General features: G+C 67.5%; 14 protein-coding genes. 6 read left to right on the top strand and 8 right to left on the bottom strand.

Annotated features, from left to right (window positions below):
• Window positions 1-40: 40 nt before the first annotated feature.
• Both RXV79_RS07620 and RXV79_RS07615 read right to left on the bottom strand, forming a co-directional pair.
• Window positions 41-1099 (bottom strand): aldo/keto reductase, encoded by a 1059-nt coding sequence (locus RXV79_RS07620; RefSeq protein WP_316702801.1) that lies wholly within the window; start codon window positions 1097-1099, stop codon window positions 41-43.
• 73 nt (window positions 1100-1172) lie between these two features.
• Window positions 1173-2294: an HD-GYP domain-containing protein gene (locus RXV79_RS07615; RefSeq protein WP_316702800.1), complete on the bottom strand. Its 1122-nt coding sequence runs from the start codon at window positions 2292-2294 to the stop codon at window positions 1173-1175.
• Window positions 2295-2411: 117 nt separating this feature from the next.
• On the opposite strand from RXV79_RS07615, the gene RXV79_RS07610 reads away from it, so the two are divergent.
• On the top strand, window positions 2412-4115 hold the full coding sequence (locus tag RXV79_RS07610) for an acetate--CoA ligase (RefSeq protein WP_316702799.1): 1704 nt from the start codon (window positions 2412-2414) through the stop codon (window positions 4113-4115).
• A 2-nt stretch (window positions 4116-4117) separates the two neighbouring features.
• On the opposite strand, the gene RXV79_RS07605 is transcribed toward RXV79_RS07610, so the two are convergent.
• Window positions 4118-4633 (bottom strand): GNAT family N-acetyltransferase, encoded by a 516-nt coding sequence (locus RXV79_RS07605; protein ID WP_316702798.1) that lies wholly within the window; start codon window positions 4631-4633, stop codon window positions 4118-4120.
• Between the two features lie 51 nt (window positions 4634-4684).
• Window positions 4685-5572 (bottom strand): alpha/beta hydrolase, encoded by an 888-nt coding sequence (locus RXV79_RS07600; RefSeq protein WP_316702797.1) that lies wholly within the window; start codon window positions 5570-5572, stop codon window positions 4685-4687.
• Between the two features lie 57 nt (window positions 5573-5629).
• Between RXV79_RS07600 and RXV79_RS07595 the strand changes: the two genes are divergently transcribed.
• Entirely contained in the window at window positions 5630-7915 is a 2286-nt protein-coding gene (locus RXV79_RS07595) for an ATP-binding protein (protein WP_316702796.1), read from the top strand.
• A gap of 24 nt (window positions 7916-7939) precedes the next feature.
• On the opposite strand, the gene RXV79_RS07590 is transcribed toward RXV79_RS07595, so the two are convergent.
• From RXV79_RS07590 to RXV79_RS07575, 4 genes are all read right to left on the bottom strand, one after another.
• Window positions 7940-8320: a hypothetical protein gene (locus tag RXV79_RS07590; RefSeq protein WP_316702795.1), complete on the bottom strand. Its 381-nt coding sequence runs from the start codon at window positions 8318-8320 to the stop codon at window positions 7940-7942.
• Window positions 8317-10521, bottom strand: a complete 2205-nt coding sequence (locus RXV79_RS07585) for a toll/interleukin-1 receptor domain-containing protein (RefSeq protein WP_316702794.1) — start codon at window positions 10519-10521, stop codon at window positions 8317-8319. Before RXV79_RS07585 ends, RXV79_RS07590 begins: the two co-directional genes overlap by 4 nt.
• Window positions 10518-11129: a hypothetical protein gene (locus RXV79_RS07580; RefSeq protein ID WP_316702793.1), complete on the bottom strand. Its 612-nt coding sequence runs from the start codon at window positions 11127-11129 to the stop codon at window positions 10518-10520. The genes RXV79_RS07585 and RXV79_RS07580 overlap by 4 nt, the downstream gene beginning before the upstream one ends.
• Window positions 11130-11201: 72 nt before the next feature.
• A complete protein-coding gene (locus tag RXV79_RS07575; protein WP_316702792.1) occupies window positions 11202-11441 on the bottom strand; it encodes a hypothetical protein in 240 nt (79 codons plus the stop codon).
• A 154-nt stretch (window positions 11442-11595) separates the two neighbouring features.
• Here RXV79_RS07575 and RXV79_RS07570 point away from each other — a divergent pair, with 154 nt between their 5' ends.
• The 4 genes from RXV79_RS07570 to RXV79_RS07555 all read left to right on the top strand — a co-directional run bounded on the left by RXV79_RS07570 (window position 11596) and on the right by RXV79_RS07555 (window position 17432).
• Window positions 11596-12525 (top strand): alpha/beta fold hydrolase, encoded by a 930-nt coding sequence (locus tag RXV79_RS07570; RefSeq protein ID WP_316702790.1) that lies wholly within the window; start codon window positions 11596-11598, stop codon window positions 12523-12525.
• Between the two features lie 51 nt (window positions 12526-12576).
• Window positions 12577-13681 (top strand): peptide chain release factor 2 gene (prfB, locus tag RXV79_RS07565; RefSeq protein ID WP_316702789.1). Its coding sequence is split into 2 segments (ribosomal slippage): window positions 12577-12657 and window positions 12659-13681, totalling 1104 coding nucleotides; the frame shifts between segments, so codons are not numbered across the junction.
• Window positions 13682-13716: 35 nt separating this feature from the next.
• A complete protein-coding gene (pepN, locus tag RXV79_RS07560) occupies window positions 13717-16416 on the top strand; it encodes an aminopeptidase N (RefSeq protein WP_316702788.1) in 2700 nt (899 codons plus the stop codon).
• Window positions 16413-17432 carry a class 1 fructose-bisphosphatase gene (locus RXV79_RS07555; RefSeq protein WP_316702787.1) on the top strand — a complete coding sequence of 340 codons (1020 nt, stop codon included), beginning with the start codon at window positions 16413-16415 and terminating at the stop codon, window positions 17430-17432. Before pepN ends, RXV79_RS07555 begins: the two co-directional genes overlap by 4 nt.

Raw genomic sequence — 17432 nt, 5'->3', positions numbered from 1 at the left:
CCGCTGGCGCAGCGCGTGTCTTGTCTCTTATTGCGCAGGCCTATTGGGCCGGGTCACGGTGCTTCCAGCGGATGGCGTCGATCTCGGCCAGCAGCTCGGGTGACAGCTGCACATCCCACGCGTCGAGGTCTTCCACCAGCTGCTGCGAGTTCGTCACGCCGATGATCGTGCTCGCGACGCGGCGCGAGCGGTAGCAGAAGGCCAGTGCGAGTTGCGTCGGCGTGAGGCCATGCGCCTTCGCCAGCGCGTTGTAGAGACGCGCCGCCTCCAGCGCCTCGGGCCGCCCCCAGCGCTGCTTGCGCGAGGACTCGAACGCGGCCAGACGGCCCTTCTCTACCGGCCCGGTGAAGCCGGACGCGTCGTACTTGCCGGTGAGCGCGCCGAAGGCGAGCGGTGAGTAGGCGAGCAGCGAGACACCGTAGCGGTAGAGCGTCTCATCGAGCCCGTTGTCGAGCGCGCGGCTGGTGAGCGCGTACGGGTTCTGCACCGTCACCACGCGCGGCAGGTTGTGCCGCTCCGCGAGCCGCACGAACTCGGCCACACCCCAGGGCGTCTCGTTCGAGAGGCCAATGTGCCTCACCTTGCCCGCCTTCACCAGCTTGCCCAGCGCTTCGAGCTGGTCGTGGATGGAGGTCTGCGGCTTGTCGTGCTTCGGGTCGAAGTAGAGGCCGCCGAACATCGGCGTGTTGCGGTTGGGCCAGTGGATCTGGTAGAGGTCGATCACCTCCGTCTGCAGTCGCTTCAGGCTGTCGTCGCAGGCCTGCGTGATGTCGGCCGGGCTCAGGTCGGGCGAGCCGTTGCGGATCCAGTCCATGCCGCGCGCCGGGCCGGCGACCTTGGTGGCCAGCACGATCTTCTCGCGCATGCCGGGGCGCGAGGCGAGCCAGGTGCCGATGATGCGTTCGGTGGCGCCGTAGGTCTCGCGCCGCGCGGGCACGGCGTACATCTCGGCGGTGTCGATGAAATTGATGCCGCGGCCGATGGCCTGGTCGAGCAGGGAATGGGCGAGTGCTTCGTCGACCTGCTGACCGAAGGTCATGGTGCCGAGGCAGATGGGGGTGACGAGCAAGTCGCTGCGACCGAGGGGAATGCGCTGCATGGAAGAGAGGGGCTGCCGGTGGAGCCCGGCAGTGTGCCGCAATCACGTGGTTCCTGCAGGCCAGCGCCTGCGTTCAACGTGTGGCCAGCACCACCAGTTTCTCGGGCGACACCCGCACGCGCAGCGCGCTCTCGGGCACCACGCCCACGACGGCGAAGCCGCGGTGGTCGGTCAATCGGCGGGCCGGCTCCAGCAGCGCATCGCCGTTGCGCCCGGTGAGCGATGCGACGACCGGCGTGTTGGCATTGGCGCCCCGCTTGATGACCACGCCGACTTCGCCGCACTCGAGCTGCACGAAGCAGCCCGGCGGGTAGACGCCGAACTCCTTGATGACCGCTGCCGCCATGGGGTGCTGCGCGTCCTTGATGAAGAGGTCGCGCCCGGCTTGGTTGGCCGGCATCGCCTTGCGCGTGATGCGCGGGCTCAGCTTGGCGGTGTACATGTCGACGCGGCGCAGCAGCGAGGCCATGTCGTCGACCTCCTGGCAGGCGCGCGGGTAGCCGTGCCCTCCGGCGATTTCATGGTGGTTGCGCACGGCGGCGAGCCAGTCGGCGTCGGCCACGCCCGAGGCTTCGAGCATCTCGGCACTGCGCGTCGGGTGGTCGTGGATGAGCTCGCGCTGCGCGGCCGTGGGCGGCGTGACCTGCGTGGCCAGGCGGCCCTGCAGCTCGAGCATCGCGAGGTTCATCGTCAGCGCGGCCTTGAAGACACGCTCGACGGCGGCCTTGTCCCAGCCCAGCCGCTGCGCCACCAGGTAGCTGGCGATCGCGGTGTGCACCGAGTGCGAGACGCCGTAGGGGTTCTTGCCCGCGGCCTCCTGCCGCACCACCTGGAAGATGGCGAGGTCGGGGTCGCGCTCGACGAGCGCCAGCACCGGCTCGGCGGCCTCTTCCAGCGCCTTCGCAAACTCGGGCAGCGTGGGGGTCTTGAGCGTGCGGCCCACACGGTCAATGCAGCCCCTCCACAGGCCGGGCAGCGTCTCGACGGGCGCTTCGAGCACCTCGGAGCGCACGCTCTTCAGCTCGTCGGTGTCGACCAGCGCCTCGCGCTCGAACAGCGCCTCGAGCTGCTCTTCGTCGCGGATGATCTGCCCGCGCGCCAGCAACAGGCGATGGTCCTGCCCGCGGATGTTGAACGGCACCGGCCCACCGAGGCGGATGCGGTTCTTGACGGCGGACAAAGGCTGGTACGGCATTTCTTCGTTTTCGGCGGGTGCGGTGCAGCATCTCCCGGGGGAAATCCCTGAGCGCGCTCGGGCTTTCGTGCCGGACCTCACGCTCTATGCTGGCCCGTCACCCATCAAGGACACCGCATGACCCTGGCCTCGGCTTACGACCGCCTGCACGCCGGCTTCCGCTGGAAGGTGCCGCCGCACTTCAACATCGCCGACGTGTGCTGCGGCCGCTGGGCCCGCGAAACGCCCGAGGCCACCGCAATCCTCTACGAGCACGAGAACGGGCAGACGCTCGCCTGCACCTACGGCAGCTTGCAGGCCCAAGCCAACCGCCTGAGCCACGCACTGCAACGCCTGGGGGTGGAGGCCGGTGACCGGGTCGCGATCGTGATGCCGCAGCGCGTGGAGACAGCGGTGGCGCACATCGCAATCTATCAATTGGGCGCCGTGGCAATGCCGCTGTCGATGCTCTTCGGCCCCGAGGCGCTCGCCTACCGTCTGCAGCACAGCGAGGCCAAGCTCGCGCTGGTGGACGAGAGCGCCATCGCCAACCTGCTGGCGGCCCGCGCAGAGTGCCCGCAGTTACAGAACGTGGTGGCGGTCGGCGGCGCCCAAGGCCAGGGCGATCACGACTGGACGATGCTGCTCGCCCGCGAGCCCGCGCACTTCCAGCCGGTGGTGACGAAGGCCGACGACGCGGCCGTGCTCATCTACACCAGCGGCACCACCGGGCCACCCAAGGGCGCGCTCATCCCGCACCGCGCGCTGATCGGCAACCTGCCGGGCTTCGTCTGCAGCCAGAACTGGTTTCCGCAGCGGGGCGACGTGTTCTGGTCGCCCGCCGACTGGGCCTGGACCGGCGGGCTCATGGATGCGCTCTTGCCCACGCTCTACTTCGGCCACCCCATCGTGGCGTATCAAGGCCGCTTCTCGCCCGAGAAAGCCTTCGAGCTGATGGCGCGCTACGGCGTGACCAACACCTTCCTCTTCCCCACTGCACTGAAGGCGATGATGAAGGCGGTGCCCGCGCCACGCGAGCGCTACACGCTCAGGCTGCGCGCGATCATGAGCGCCGGCGAGGCGGTGGGCGATGCGGTGTTCGGTTACTGCGAGCAGCAGCTCGGCATCACCGTCAACGAGATGTTCGGCCAGACCGAGATGAACTACGTGGTGGGCAACTGCGGGTGGTTCGTCGACACGACCGGCGCGCCGCACAGCGCCTGGCCGGCCAAGCCCGGCAGCATGGGCCGGCCCTACCCCGGCCACCGCATCGCAGTGATCGACGACGAGGGCCGCGAATGCCCGCGCGGCACGCCGGGCGACGTGGCGATCCACCGGCACGACGTGCACGGCCAGCCCGACCCCATCTTCTTCCTCGGCTATTGGCGCAACGACGAGGCCACCCGCGCCAAATTCACCGGCGACCCGGCCGACTCATGGTGCCGCACCGGCGACACCGCGGTGATGGATGAAGACGGCCACCTCTGGTACCAGGGCCGCAGCGACGACGTCTTCAAGGCCGCGGGCTACCGCATCGGGCCGAGCGAGATCGAGAACTGCCTGGTCAAGCACCCGGCCGTGGCCAATGCAGCGGTGGTGCCCAAGCCCGATGCCGAGCGAGGGGCGGTGGTGAAGGCCTTCGTCGTGCTCGCCGCGGGCCACGCCGGCACCGATGCCCTCATCGAGCAGCTGCAGGCCCACGTGCGCGGCAAGCTCGCGCCCTATGAGTACCCGAAGGAGATCGAGTTCATCGACGCCCTGCCGATGACGACCACCGGCAAGGTGCAGCGCAAGGTGCTGCGGGAGCGTGAGGCCGCCAGCGTGAAAGCCGGCGCAGCGTGACGTCAGCGTGAGGCCAGTGCGGCGAGCGCCTCGCCCGTGACACGGGACAGTCGCCAGTCGGGCATCACGGTGGCGCCCATGCGTTCGTAGAAGCGGATGGCGTTTTCGTTCCAGTCGAGCACGCACCACTCGAAGCGGCCATATCCGCGGTCGACCGCCAGCTTGGCCAGCCGTGTGAGCATGGCTTCGCCGATGCCATTGCCTCGGTGCACCGGCCGCACGTACAGGTCTTCGAGGTAGAGCCCCGGCTGCGCGAGGAAGGTCGAGAAGTTGGTGAAGTAGAGCGCGAAGGCCACCACCTCGCCGCCGAGTTCGGCCACCATCGCCTCGGCCACCGGCTTCTCGCCGAAGAGGTGCGGGCGCAGTTTCTCGGGCGTGACCTGCAGCAGGTGGGTGAGTTGTTCGAATTCGGCCAGTTCGCGGATCAGGCCCACGATGGATTGCACGTCGCGGAGCTCGGCGGCGCGCAGCACCACGTTGGGAGAGCCGACGGTTTCAGAAGCAGGTTGGGAGGACATGCCGCCGATTCTGTCAGCCCGCGCACGCCCCCACATCGCATAAGGGCCTGATCAGGCCGTTGCTTCGAGGGGTTGCGCCGGCACCAGCAAAGGCTCGCGCGGCTGCACCGGCAGGTGCTGGCAGAAGAAGTCGACCACGCGAGTGATGTAGAGCGGCAGCGCCTCGTGCAGCGTGCCGGCGTGCGAGCCGCTCGCGGTGAGCCACAGCTGCGCGGCGCAGGCCTCGGCCACCGCCTGCCCCATCGTGGCGGGCACTTGGCGGTCACCCCGGCCGTGCACCACCATCACGGCGCGGTTGCGCAGGGAGGCGAGGTCGCCCAGCCACGGCCGGCGCCCGAGATCGACCCCCGAGAGCAGCCGGCCGACCCAGCGGGCGAGCGGCATCAGCACCTCGGCCGGGCAGCGCGCTTCGCCGCGCAGGTCGCGCCTCGGGCTGTCGGCCACCACCGCGGCGATCGCCGGCTCTTCGGCCGCCGCCATCAGCGCGGCGCAGGCGCCGAGCGAGGCGCCGATGACCCCGATGTTCCCCGGTTCATGGCCCTGCGCCAGGAGGTAATCGACGGCACCCAGCACGTCGTGCCGCTCCGACTCGCCGTGCCCACGCAGCCGCGTGACGAGCACCGTGATGCCGCGCGAGCGCAGCGCCTGCGCCAGCGTGCGCACATGCAGGCTGCGGCCTTCGACGCGGGCGTCGCTGCCCCACGAGCCGACCTGGCCCACCACCAGCACCACCGCCGCGCAGGCGTCGGCCCCGCCGTGCAAGAGCGTGGCGGCGATGCGCGCCCGCCCGTCGCGCGAAGGGAAATCGACCTCGCGGCACTGCAGCGCGCCCAACAGCGCGGGCGCCGGCACCGACTCGCGATGCACCCGTTTCCACCAGCGCAAGCCCTCGGCCGCCGCAGCGGCCATCGATCCATGCAGCAAGGTGGTGGTGTTCATGTCGAGCCCCTGGAACAGCGGTGATGGAGTGTCCAGTGTTGGACTCGCCGCCGCCTCATGTCATTGAAGGATCTGAAGCGTTCTGAATTTGGGGTTCATCGCTTAAATTCCGGGCAGGAGACCCACGTGGCACATCAGCCTTCTGCCGTACACCGCTTTGACCGCATCGAAGTGCGACCCGCACAGCGCGAGTTGCTCGTCGACGGGCAGCCCGCGGCATTGGGCGCACGGGCGTTCGATCTGCTGCTGGCTCTCATCGAGCATCGAGACCGGGTGGTGTCGAAGAACGAGCTGCTCGATCTGGTGTGGCCCGGGCTGGTGGTGGAAGAGAACAACCTGCAGGTACAGGTGTCGACGCTGCGCAAGGTGCTGGGGCCGAAGGCGATTTCGACGGTGCCGGGGCGGGGGTATCGGTTCACGTTGGTGGGGGATGAGCCCACAACACCCTCTGCGCCCTCGGTGCGAGCCCCCCTTACGCCGCGCCCCCCCGCACTGCTCGGGCGCGAGGCCGACCTCGATGCCCTGCTCGAGCTGCTCGACCACCACCCTCTCGTGACGGTGGTTGGCCCCGGCGGCATCGGCAAGACCACACTCGCCCGCTGCGCCGCCCAGGCCCGCGCTCAGGCGTGGGCCGACGGCTGCGCGTGGGTGGAGCTGGCGTCGCTGACCGACGGGCGGCTGATCGCTGGCAGCATCGCGCAAGCCCTCGACCTGCAACTGGCACCCGGCGGCGACCCACACGCCGCGCTCGTGTCAGCGCTCAAACCCATGCAGCTGCTGCTGGTGATCGACAACGCCGAGCATCTGGTGGAGTCCCTCGCCCCCGTCGTCCAGGCCCTGCTGACCCACGCGCCGGGCCTTCGCCTGCTGGTGACGAGCCAGAGTCCGCTGCGGGTGCACGGCGAACAGATCCTCAGACTCGAAGCTCTTGCCGTGCCACCGCCGGGCACCGATGCAGAAACCGCGGCCTCCTTCGGCGCCATCGCCCTCTTCACCGAACGCGCCCGCGCCGCCGACCGGCGCTTCGTGCTCGGTGGCGACAACGTTGCGCATGTGATCGAGATCTGCCGCCGGCTCGACGGATTGCCACTCGCGCTGGAGCTGGCGGCCTCGCGCGTGCCGCTGCTGGGCGCAGGCGGTGTGGCAGAGCGTCTCGATGACCGCTTCAAGCTGCTCGCCGGCGGCAGCCGCTCGGCCCCCACGCGGCAGCAGACGCTGCAGGCGGCGCTGGAGTGGAGCCTGGCCTTGCTGCCCGAGGGTGAACAGCGGCTCTTCCAGCAGCTAGGCGTGTTCGCAGGAGGATTCACACTCCCACTTGCCATTCAAGTACTCACAGGCGACCAACTCGACGAGTGGACTCTGATCGATGCGCTGGCCACGTTGGCGGAGCACTCGCTCCTCAGCGTGAGCGGAGGTCAAACGCCCCGCTATCAGTTGAGTGAAACCGCACGCGCCTATGCGATGTCGACACCATCGGCCGCAGCACGCTTACCGCACCAGCGCCATGCCGATGCCATGCGACGCTTCTTCAATACTGCGTCGACCGACTGGCTGCAGATGACAGATGCCGACTGGTTGAGAGTCTATGAACCCGAGTTGGACAACCTGCGTGCGGCCCTTGTTTTCGCCAGCTCACAGCGCGACGCTTTGACGCTGGTGTCGCTCGTCGGAGCCGCAGCGCCGCTGTGGCATCACCTATCGCTCTACGACGAGGCACGCCGTTGGCACGAGGAAAGTGAACAGCTCGTGTCGGACGATATCCCTGCACCTGTTGCGGCTCAGTGGTGGAGAGCCGCGCAGTGGGCATGGAACGCCACCGACCCTGAGCGCGCTCGCATGGCAGCGGCTCGCGCCCAAGCGTTGTATCGGCAACTGGGCGACATGCACGGTCTCTACGCCGAGCTCACCGGGCTCGCAGGGATGTACCGAGAGGCCGACCCAGCAGCCGATGCGGCGCTCGCCGAGGCCATGTCGATCGAAAGCCCCGAATGGCCAGCACGCGAACGCGCGTGGGGCCAGCGGGCACGCGCCGATGTGGCCCGAGCCCACGGCAACCTGCAGGCGAGCCGAAGCGCCCGCGAGGCAGAGTTGGCCCTTCGCACGCAGGCCGGCGACGAACGCGGCCGCGTTCGGGCCATGCTGCTACTGTCTTCGCTGGATCTGGAACTGGGCTTGGTTGACGAGGCGCAAGCGCGGGCGCAACAAGCCATCGACCTCTTGCGCCACAGGCGGTCACCCGGCGCATTGAGAAGCGCGCTGACGGCGCTGCTGGCCGCGCTTCGCACCAAAGGCGACACGACTCAGGCTGACGTGGTGGAGAAAGAGCTCTCGGCGTTCACCTGAGACAGCCCCTCGCGCTTCTCTTTTTCAGTACGGCCGACGGTTGCCGATGGACGGATCGAGGACCGTCACCTCTTGAGTCTCTTCATCGAGAACGCGGACGTTGTAGGCATAGGCGCGACCATCGTTGTTCTCATTGGTCACCTTGACAACCCGGCCTTCCTTGGAGACGACCGGCCGCCCGAACACTTTCTCCGCACCGGGTGACGTGATCTCGATTGCGCCCTCGGGCGCAAAGCGGAAGCCAACGGTGTCGAGTTTCCACGTGATGACCTTTGGCCCCTTGTCGAACAACTCCATGTCCAGCACATCCGGCGTGACCTTGACCTCCACCGGCGAGCCCTCCTTCTTTCTGAACGCAATGACGCGCACGACAACCGATTTGTTCGAGTACTTGTTCCTGATCATTTCTTAGCTCCGAGTGGTACTGACAAGCCGCCCGTCCCCCGCGCGGCGTGCAGTTGATTGAGAAGTTCGGCAAAGGCGGGGTGACGATAAATCGTGGGCTCGATGCGTGCGACCAACCGGCGCGCACCTTCCGCATCGTTCAGCCTCAATCTGGCTTGGGCCAAAGTCGTGAGCACGAAACCGTCGCCGGTAGCAGCGTGAGGCTCCAACAGCCGGACCGCTGCGTTCCAAGAGGCACGTGCGTCGCTGCCCGAGACCTTCAAGTCGTGATCGCCAAGCGCAATGTAGGCGGCGGCCAAGCCGGCGTCCAAACTGGCCCGATCCAACATGTCTTTCTGCACGGTCACGGCGGACGTGGCCAGGAACTCACGCAGACGAGCAGCAGACTCCGCGCGGCGCCGGTCTTCAGGCAGGGCTAGCAGAACAGTAAACGCTCTCGCCTTGAGTAGCACAGTGTCCCAAACGCCTGTGGAGTCACCTGCTCCAACCTTTTCGATGCAGCCACTGATCGTGGGGGACTCGCGCACCGCTTGGTCCAGCTGACGCTGAAGGAGTGCAATCTCCACTTGATGCAGCTTGGCGACACAGGCATCGAGCTGCCAGCTGAAGTTGTCGGCATCGGTCTTCACCAACTCATCCGCCATGCCAACCGCCAAGGCCACGTTGGCAGCGGATTGGGACAGGCGACCGAGCGACAGCTCCTGATGCGCAATTTCGAGATGCGCGAGCATGATCTCGCGTTGAACCGTCCTGCTCCGGCCGGAGTCGGGCACCGCGCGCAGCACATCGATCCGCCGGCGAAGCCACTCGAGTGCCTTGTCGTGTGCCCCCTGAGCGGCGTATGACTTCGCCAACCAACCATGGCTGTTGGCCAAGTCCAGCCCGAGTTCGGGTCTGCGCGGCAGGAGTGCGCCAAAGAGTTCGCCGGCCTCTTGGAATGTTGTCACCGCTGCGTTGGCGCGCCCCATCCCGAGCTGGACCACGCCCAGATTGATCCGGGCATGCGCGCCCTCCGCCAGCCACGCCGGATTGGCCGGATCGATCTGCGTCAACCGCTGCGCAAGCCCCAGATACTCTAGAAATCGCGCTTCAGCATTGCGTCCGTCCGCGCGCTTCCACGCTGCGTAACCCACCCAGTAGACGCTCTGCGCGTGATCGAAGATGCGTTGCCCGTCGTTAGGGGCCTTGTTCAGCAGCAACGCGGTTGTCTCTGCGGCTTGCTCAAAGGCCCTCTGTGCCTCCGCCGGCTGCCCACGCAGGTCCCGGATCTCACCGATGAGGTGCATCGCCCTCGACCTGTGCCCAAGTGCGTTTGCGTCCAATGCAGCGGCGTCCTGTCCGCCGTAATACCCAAGGGTCTTCTCGCCGACCGAGTCAAGCACTTCGAGACGGCCCACGGGCTCAAGCTTCTTGCGCAAATCGCCCAGCATGAACTCGATCAAGCCCTCGGCCTGCTGGCGCTGATACTGCGCCTCGTTGCGCGCCTGCACGGCAACCACTGCGAGGCAGGCGAACACGACAACGCCCAGGGCCGAAGACGCAGCCAGAACCGAGAGCCAACGCACACGGCGCTGCAGGTCCCGCCGCACCAGGTCGTCGAACGGCACGCCCAGCATGCCGGCCAGCAGCTTCAGCATCGATCGATGCGGGCCATCCCCGTGCTTGCGCATGTCCGCCGCAATCGGCTCCAGCGGCTCACCCTCGGCCTTGCCTTCGTCCGTCAACGCCCGCCGCAGCGCCGGTGGAAAACACTCCTCCGCCTCCCGCCCGGCCATGTCGCTTGTAAACGGTTCGCCGCGCGCAATCAGCGCGAGCACACGCCGCTCGCCGTGCAGCTTCTTGAACTCGACGATTTCCCGGTTGACCCAGGGCGAACGCGCCGAGTCGGGAGTGCAGACAACGATCAACCAGCGGCTGTGCGACAAGGCCTCATGCACGCTCGCCTTGAGGTCGCTGCCCGCGTGCAACTCATCGCGGTCACGGAACACCGGCGACACACGCGGTGGCACAACACCGTGCGAGGTCTCGCGCCCGACCAAGCGCTTGGGCACACGGTAGGTCTCGAGCTGCTTCTGCAGCCGCTTCGCGATCGCCTTGTCGTGGTGGCTGTAGCTAAGGAAAGCCCAATAGCGGTACTCGCTCGTTGGCTCGGCAGCGCCTGGCGTTGCCGGTTCGGCGGGCGATACGAGCTTGAGGCTCACGGCGCTCTCATGACGTGAGACACCGCCGCGGCCACCTGCACCGGCCCGCAGCGACGGGACGGCGCGGCGTCATACGCATTGCGCCCGCGCGCAGGGCGGCCTTGGCGTTGCCAGATCAGCATCGGCGCGGCGTGCTCCCGTGTCGACACGTGGACGACGGGCATGCGGCGCGCGCAGGCCCCGTTCACCACCTCGGCGGTGCCGCCGCGGCCCTGGGCGGGGCGGCCGTCCCACAAGGCAATCAGCAGGTCGGAACGGTCGAGCAGGGCCTGCGCTGCGCGGTGATACGCCTGCGCGTTGAACCCCGGCCGGCCGGGCAACTCGGTGACATGCTCGGCGCTGCGCAGCAAGGCGTCGAATTCACGACGGGACGCCGCCGCGGGGAAGTCACGCGCGTACAGGTCCCGGTCGAAGGGCAACACCGCATGCAGACCGTAGCCTTCGTCGAGCGCCAGCCGCGCCACGTGCCGGTCGGCGCCTTCGGCCAGACCGCACACCAGCGTCAGCGAGGCGGCACCCGAGGCCCGCGCCTTTTGCGCGACATGCGCGAGCAAGGGCTGCACCTGCGGCGTGAGCCGGTCGAGCTGGCGTTGCGAAATGCGGTTCAAGCGATGCCCCGTCACACCGATGTTCAAACCCCGGGTCGCGTGTTGCGGCAACAAGGAGCCTCCCTGCCGCAGTCAGTCGAGCTTGTGTTTGCTGATGGCGTGCCGCGGCTCCCGAAGCATAGAGGGTCTTGTGACGCTTTCCACACTTTCGGCATGGGCCAGGCGCACGATGTGCAAGGTCGGCGCCACAGGCAAGGCCTCGGTGGCGGCGAAGGCCGAAACGGTGAAGGCCGCGATCGCAAGCACCGCCGCCAGGCCCCACATGGCCGACAGCAGCACCACGGCCGGGCGCTCGTACTGGGTGTTGAACATCGCAACCTCTGGGGCTTGGGTGAGATGCCCGCACTGTCGGCCGTGGCGGGCACGGCGTCTTGAAGCCGGCCTGAAAAGTCCTGAAAAGCCTCCGCGGCCGTGTCTGTCACGGCTTCGACAGCGCCCACCAGGGCCGCGGCCTAAGATGAACCGCATGACCGATACCGCCTATGTGGCGCGGCGTGCGAGCCGCAGCGAGTTCCTCCCCATCCGGGGCCTGAAGTACCACCTGCGCCACTGGGGCGACCCCAAGACCGTCAGCCCCGAGCGCCCGCCACTGGTGATGATGCATGGCTGGATGGACGTGGGCGCCTCGTTCCAGTTCGTGGTCGACGCGCTCTCGGACGACCGCTACATCGTGGCCGCCGACTGGCGCGGCTTCGGCCTCACCGAGACACCGAACGAAGACAGCTACTGGTTCGCCGACTACCTGGGCGACCTCGACGGCATCGTCGACGCGGTGCTCAAGCCCTTCCCCGGGCTGGAGCAGATCGACCTCGTGGGCCACAGCATGGGTGGCAACGTGGTCATGCTCTATGGCGGCGTGCGCCCCGCGCGCATCCGCCGGCTGGTCAACCTTGAAGGCTTCGGCATGCCGGCCACCGTGCCCAAGATGGCGCCCAAGCGCTACGCGGCCTGGCTAGACGAGCTGAAGCAGCCGGTCGAGATCCGCCCCTACGCCAGCCAGGCGGCCGTCGCGGCCCGGCTGCAGAAGACCAACCCGCTGCTGCGCAGCGACCGCGCGCACTGGCTGGCCGGCCACTGGTCGAAGCAGGATGAGAATGGCCTCTGGCAGATCCTCGGCGACCCGGCGCACAAGCGCAGCAACCCGCTGCTGTATCAGCGCGACGAGGTCGTGGCCTGCTGGGCGCAGATCAGCGCCCCGCTGCTGTGGGTGGAAGGCGACCAGACGGACGCCGGCAAATGGTGGAACGGCCGCTACACGAAGGACGAGTTCCACGAGCGGCTGAAAGTGGTGCCCTCACCCGTCACCAAGGCCGTGCTCTCCCCCGCCGGCCACATGCTTCACCACGACCAGCCCGAGGCATTGGCCCGACATCTGGAGGCCTTCCTCGCAGGGTAAGCATTTCCTGGCGTGACACAATTGCGGGCTTCAGAAAATAAGGCCCGAATCATGGACGTCGAACACATCAATGCCATTGGCAACTCCCTGGCCGACCTGAGCCGCCGCACGGTCGACCTTCGGGGGTATCTTTGACTACGATCGCAAAGCACTGCGACTGAACGAAGTCAACGCCGCACTGGAGAACCCCAAGGTCTGGGACGACCCCAAGCGCGCGCAGGAGCTGGGGCGCGAGAAGCGCACGCTGGAGCAGGTGGTCGAGACGATCAACCACCTCACCACCAACCTGGCCGACAACACCGAGCTGTACGACATGGCCAAGGCCGAGGGCGACGAAGGCTCGCTTCAGGCCATCGAAGCCGAGACGGCCAAGCTCGAAGAGACCGTCAAGCAGCTTGAATTCCGCCGGATGTTCAACAACCCGGCCGACCCGAGCAACTGCTTCATCGACATCCAGGCCGGCGCCGGCGGCACCGAGGCCTGCGACTGGGCGAGCATGCTGCTGCGCCAGTACTTGAAGTACTGCGAGCGCAAGGGTTTCAAGACGACGATGGAAGACGAGACGCCGGGCGACATCGCCGGCATCAAGAGCGCCACCATCAAGGTGGAGGGCGACTACGCCTTCGGCCTGCTGCGCACCGAGACCGGCGTGCACCGCCTGGTGCGCAAGAGCCCGTTCGACTCGGCCGGCGGCCGGCACACGAGCTTCGCGTCGCTCTTCGTCTACCCCGAGATCGACGACTCGATCGAGATCGAGATCAACCCGTCCGACGTGCGCACCGACACCTTCCGCGCCAGCGGCGCCGGCGGCCAGCACATCAACAAGACCGACTCGGCGGTGCGGCTCACGCACATCCCGACCGGCATCGTGGTGCAGTGCCAGGACGGCCGCAGCCAGCACAGCAACCGCGACGTGGCGTGGAAGCGCCTGCGCTCGCGCCTGTACGACCACGAGATGCGCAAGCGCCAGGAAGAGCAGCAGAAGCTCGAAGACACCAAGACCGACGTGGGCTGGGGCCACCAGATCCGCTCTTACGTGCTCGACCAGAGCCGCATCAAGGACCTGCGCACCAACGTCGAGATCTCCAACACCCAGAAGGTGCTGGACGGTGACCTCGACGCGTTCATCGAAGCGAGCCTGAAACAGGGCGTGTGACGCAAGGCGTTTGACAGAACAACGGAGACCACCGAATGCGTGAAGGCACCGCCCCCCTGATCCGCCGCGAAGACTACGCGCCACCCGCGTACTGGATCCGCACGGTCGACCTGACCTTCGACCTCGACCCGGTCAAGACGATGGTCATCAACCGCATGCAGGTCGAGCGCAACGCGGCCCTGCCGCCGCAGCCGCTGCGCCTGCACGGCGAAGACATCACGCTCACGCGGGTGCTCGTCAACAACGAGTCGGTGTCGTTCCGGCACGAAGACGGCATGCTGGTGATCGACTCGCTGCCCGACGCGCCCTTCACGCTGGAGATCCGCAACACCTGCTGCCCGGAGAAGAACACGCAGCTCTCGGGCCTCTACACCTCGGGTGGCGGGTTCTTCACACAATGCGAGGCGGAGGGCTTCCGCCGCATCACCTATTTCCTCGACCGGCCGGACGTGATGGCGGTCTACACGGTGACGCTGCGCGCCGCGAAGAAGCAGTACCCCGTGCTGCTCTCCAACGGCAACCTCGTCGAGCAGGGCGAGATGATGGCCGGCGTGTATGGCCCGCGGCACTACGCGAAGTGGCACGACCCGTTCCCGAAGCCGAGCTACCTCTTCGCGCTGGTCGCGGCCGACCTCGTTACACGCGAGCAGCTGATCCGCACGCGCTCGGGCAAGGAGCACCTGCTGCAAGTGCACGTGCGCCGCGGCGATCTCGAGAAGACCGAGCACGCGATGAACTCGCTGATCGCGTCTGTCGTGTGGGACGAAGCCCGCTTCGGCCTGCCCCTGGATCTGGAGCGCTTCATGATCGTCGCCGTGGGCGACTTCAACATGGGCGCGATGGAGAACAAGGGCCTGAACATCTTCAACACGAAGTACGTTCTGGCCAACCCGGCGACTGCTACCGATGTGGACTACGCCGGCATCGAGAGCGTGGTCGGCCACGAGTACTTCCACAACTGGACCGGCAACCGGATCACCTGCCGCGACTGGTTCCAGCTGAGCCTGAAGGAGGGCCTCACGGTCTTCCGCGACCAGGAGTTCAGCATGGACATGGCCGGCACGCCCACCGCGCGCGCGGTGAAGCGCATCGAGGACGTGCGCACGCTGCGCCAGGTGCAGTTCCCAGAAGACGCCGGCAGCATGGCCCACCCCGTGCGGCCCGACAGCTACGTCGAGATCAACAACTTCTACACCGCCACTGTCTACGAGAAGGGCTCGGAGGTGGTGCGCATGATGCAGACCCTGGTGGGCCGTGACGGCTTCGCCCGTGGCATCACGAAATACTTCGAGCGCCACGACGGCCAGGCCGTGACCTGCGACGACTTCGCCCAGGCCATCGCCGATGCCAACCCCGACAGCCCGCTCGCCACGCTCCTGCCGCAGTTCAAGCGCTGGTACAGCCAGGCCGGCACGCCGCGGGTCACCGCACGGGGCCGCTACGACGCACCGACCCGCACCTACACCCTCGGCATCGAGCAAACCGCCCTGCCCTCGCCCAGACAGCCGGTGAAGCAGGCCTATGTGATCCCGCTCGCAATGGGCCTCGTGGGCCGCGACGGCAGCGCGCTGCCGCTGCAACTGGAAGGCGAAGCCGCCCCGGTCGGCACCGAGCGCGTGCTGGTCCTCAACGAAGCACGCAGCTTCTTCACCTTCGTCAACGTCGACCAGGAGCCGGTGCCTTCGCTGCTGCGCGGGTTCTCGGCGCCCGTGGTGCTCAACGACCATCTGGCGGACGCCGACCTGCTGACGCTGCTTCAGCACGACTCCGACGCCTTCAATCGCTGGGAAGCCGGCCAGCGCCTCGCGCTCAATCGCCTGCTGGCCGGCGTGAACGGCACCGGCCCGGCGCAGCTCGACGACGCCTTCATCGAGGCCATGCGCTCGGTGCTGCGCCACCCCGGGCTCGACGCCGCCTTCAAGGACCTGGCGCTCACGCTGCCGAGCGAAGGCTATGTGGCCGAGCAGTTGACGACCGTCGACCCGCAGCGCATCCATGCCGTGCGCGAAGGCATGCTGCTGCAACTGGCGCAGGCCTTGCGCGCCGATTGGGAGTGGGCCTACGAGGCGCACCAGGTCAAGGGTGGCTACTCGCCCGACCCGGTCTCCTCGGGCCGCCGTGCGCTCGCCAACCTGTCGCTCGCGATGCTGTGCCGCGATGCGGTGGCCCGCCACGACGCCGTGTGGCCGGGCCGCGCCTACGAGCGCTTCAAGGACGCCGGCAACATGACCGACCGCCTCGGTTCCCTCGTCGCCCTCGTGCACGCGCACTCGGAGCTGGCCGAGCTGGCGCTGCAGCGCTTCCACACCCTGTTCAAGGACGAGGCCCTCGTCATCGACAAGTGGTTCGCGCTGCAAGTCACGGCGCCGGAGAAGGATGGCCGCGTGTTCGAGCGCGCCAAGATCCTGCTCAAGCACCCCGATTTCTCGCTCAAGAACCCGAATCGCGCCCGCAGCCTGATCGCCGCGCTGTGCATGAACAACCCGGCCGCCTTCCACCGCGCCGATGCGGCGGGCTACGTGTTCTGGGCCGAGCGCATCCTGGAACTCGACAGCATCAACCCGCAGCTCGCCGCCCGCCTCGCGCGCGTGATGGACCGCTGGACGCAGCTGGCCGAGCCCTACCGCTCGGCCGCCGCCGAAGCGCTGCGCCGCGTGGCCGCCAAACCCGATCTGTCGAGCGACGTCGCCGAGATCGTCAATCGCGCCCTTCAACAGGAAACCACGACACCATGAGCCAGAAGCGAGTCAGCCTCACGCAATACCTCGTCGAGCAGCAGCGCCAGCACGGCCACATTCCGGGCGAGCTGCGCCTGCTGCTCGAGGTCGTGGCCCGCGCCTGCAAGCGCATCAGCATCAGCGTCAACAAGGGCGCGCTTGGCGACGTGCTCGGCTCGGCCACGAGCGAGAACGTGCAGGGCGAGGTGCAGAAGAAGCTCGACATCATCGCCAACGAGGTGCTGATCGAGGCCAACGAATGGGGCGGCGCGCTCGCCGCGATGGCCAGCGAAGAGATGGAAGGCATCTACGTGGTGCCCAACCGCTACCCGCAGGGCGAATACCTGCTGCTGTTCGATCCGCTCGACGGCTCGTCGAACATCGACGTCAACGTGAGCATCGGCACCATCTTCTCGGTGCTCAAGAAGCCCGGCGACCATGAAGGCGTGAGCGAGAAAGATTTCCTGCAGGCCGGCAAGCAGCAGGTCGCCGCCGGCTACTGCGTGTACGGCCCGCAGACCACGCTCGTGCTCACCGTGGGCGATGGCGTGGCGATGTTCACGCTCGACCGCGAGCAGGGCTCGTGGGTGCTGACCGCCGAAGACGTGAAGATCCCGGAAGACACCAAGGAATTCGCGATCAACATGAGCAACATGCGCCACTGGGCGCCGCCCATGAAGCGCTACATCGACGAATGCCTGGCCGGCAAGACCGGCCCGCGTGGCAAGGACTTCAACATGCGCTGGATCGCCAGCATGGTGGCCGACGTGCACCGCATCCTCACCCGCGGTGGCGTCTTCATGTACCCGTGGGACCAGCGCGAGCCCGAGAAGCCGGGCAAGCTGCGCCTGATGTACGAAGCGAACCCGATGGGCTTCCTGGTGGAACAGGCGGGTGGGGCGGCCACGAACTGCAAGCAGCGCATCCTCGACATCGAGCCGGGCAAGCTGCACGAGCGCGTGAGCGTGGTGCTGGGCTCGAAGAACGAGGTCGAGCGCATCACGTCGTACCACAACGAAGGCGCGAGCGCCTGA

The sequence above is a fragment of the Piscinibacter gummiphilus genome, assembly GCF_032681285.1.
GTDB lineage: Bacteria > Pseudomonadota > Gammaproteobacteria > Burkholderiales > Burkholderiaceae_C > Rhizobacter > Rhizobacter gummiphilus_A.
This window is presented reverse-complemented; position numbering and strand designations above follow the sequence as displayed.

What these genes read in the sequence shown, in the direction of transcription:
- RXV79_RS07620 (WP_316702801.1), bottom strand. Translation starts at nt 1,099, where the DNA reads ATGCAGCGCATTCCCCTCGGTCGCAGCGACTTGCTCGTCACCCCCATC.
- RXV79_RS07615 (WP_316702800.1), bottom strand. Translation starts at nt 2,294, where the DNA reads ATGCCGTACCAGCCTTTGTCCGCCGTCAAGAACCGCATCCGCCTCGGT.
- RXV79_RS07610 (WP_316702799.1), top strand. Translation starts at nt 2,412, where the DNA reads ATGACCCTGGCCTCGGCTTACGACCGCCTGCACGCCGGCTTCCGCTGG.
- RXV79_RS07605 (WP_316702798.1), bottom strand. Translation starts at nt 4,633, where the DNA reads ATGTCCTCCCAACCTGCTTCTGAAACCGTCGGCTCTCCCAACGTGGTG.
- RXV79_RS07600 (WP_316702797.1), bottom strand. Translation starts at nt 5,572, where the DNA reads ATGAACACCACCACCTTGCTGCATGGATCGATGGCCGCTGCGGCGGCC.
- RXV79_RS07595 (WP_316702796.1), top strand. Translation starts at nt 5,630, where the DNA reads ATGTCATTGAAGGATCTGAAGCGTTCTGAATTTGGGGTTCATCGCTTA.
- RXV79_RS07590 (WP_316702795.1), bottom strand. Translation starts at nt 8,320, where the DNA reads ATGATCAGGAACAAGTACTCGAACAAATCGGTTGTCGTGCGCGTCATT.
- RXV79_RS07575 (WP_316702792.1), bottom strand. Translation starts at nt 11,441, where the DNA reads ATGTTCAACACCCAGTACGAGCGCCCGGCCGTGGTGCTGCTGTCGGCC.
- RXV79_RS07570 (WP_316702790.1), top strand. Translation starts at nt 11,596, where the DNA reads ATGACCGATACCGCCTATGTGGCGCGGCGTGCGAGCCGCAGCGAGTTC.
- pepN (WP_316702788.1), top strand. Translation starts at nt 13,717, where the DNA reads ATGCGTGAAGGCACCGCCCCCCTGATCCGCCGCGAAGACTACGCGCCA.
- RXV79_RS07555 (WP_316702787.1), top strand. Translation starts at nt 16,413, where the DNA reads ATGAGCCAGAAGCGAGTCAGCCTCACGCAATACCTCGTCGAGCAGCAG.